Annotated in this window: 2 protein-coding genes and 1 pseudogene; all 3 read left to right on the top strand. The window is 43.9% G+C overall.

Translation table 11 applies throughout. The features are described 5' to 3' along the window. A pseudogene (locus tag I6E11_RS14670) lies at window positions 1-315 on the top strand (hypothetical protein); the annotation flags it as partial. Window positions 316-470: 155 nt separating this feature from the next. Next, window positions 471-680, top strand: a complete 210-nt coding sequence (locus I6E11_RS14665; protein ID WP_148330273.1) for a hypothetical protein — start codon at window positions 471-473, stop codon at window positions 678-680. Between the two features lie 18 nt (window positions 681-698). Beyond that, a partial coding sequence (locus I6E11_RS14660; RefSeq protein WP_235338837.1) for a PRTRC system protein E occupies window positions 699-991 on the top strand: 293 nt, incomplete at its 3' end.

The raw sequence follows: 991 nt of genomic DNA, 5'->3' as shown, positions 1-991 counted from the left end.
TACAGAAAAGAATCTGTTTTTCCGCTTTTAAGCGGCAAAGGTCTTGGATTGCCTGCCTTTTGCCGCAAGGCTGCCCTCAAGGGCTTGGCTGGACAGGAAAAAATCATCCTCGCTGCGCTCCGGTATTTTTTCCTGCCAGGCCTTGCGCAAAAAGGCAATCCAAGAGGCTGGAGGCCTATAAAATCGGGAAAACACATCCCGATGGGATTATTCATTCATAAAATTAAGGATTATGAAACTACAGATTATCAGAAAGATCGGCAGACATGCAACAGCGATATTCCTGATTACCGGAATATGTCTGCTGACAAGTAAAGGGATTGTCCCCACCGGAATGATTACGCTGCTGTTGCTTGCAGGAGGGTTCATCGGTTTCCTGTTCAGGATACTGGTCATGATTTTCAAGATTCTTATTCTTCTGTTCATTGTAGGATTATTTGTCGCATAACCCCCAATATAAATATACATATATGGAAACAGTTGCTATAACCTCACAAGCTCCTGTCATGCCGACTGCATGGCCACAGAGCGAACATATCAGACCGGTTAAAAGACGTCTGCCCAATACAGTTGATGAGCCTAAAAACATCGGCTACTATCTGGAATCGCTACGTGATATTTCCAGCAATCCGGACAGAGAGAATATTCTGAAAGAATTCTTCAAGGAAACTTATGTATAACCATAAAATTTTTCAATTATGTTTTTTCAATCAATTTATCAGATGATTACAGCAGGTACGGATCTGAATATCAATATCCGTAAAGTGGACAACAGCCTGAGTGTGGCAGTCATGCCAAGGCGGAACAGCCTGAAAGAGGATACGCGACAGAACATGGTGCCATTGGTCGTGAACGGAACACCGGCAGAACTGGATATGGGCTTCCTGCAGACCATACTCCAACCGATACAGAAGGTACAGGGACTGCTTGTCAATGCGGAAAATTTCGAGAAACAGGCAGAAAAGGCTACATCACAGGCCAAATCATCCAA

This window comes from Bacteroides caecigallinarum (assembly GCF_021531075.1).
Lineage (GTDB): Bacteria > Bacteroidota > Bacteroidia > Bacteroidales > Bacteroidaceae > Phocaeicola > Phocaeicola caecigallinarum_B.
Note: the sequence above shows the minus strand (reverse complement) of the source record. Positions and strands in the feature narration are given on the sequence as shown.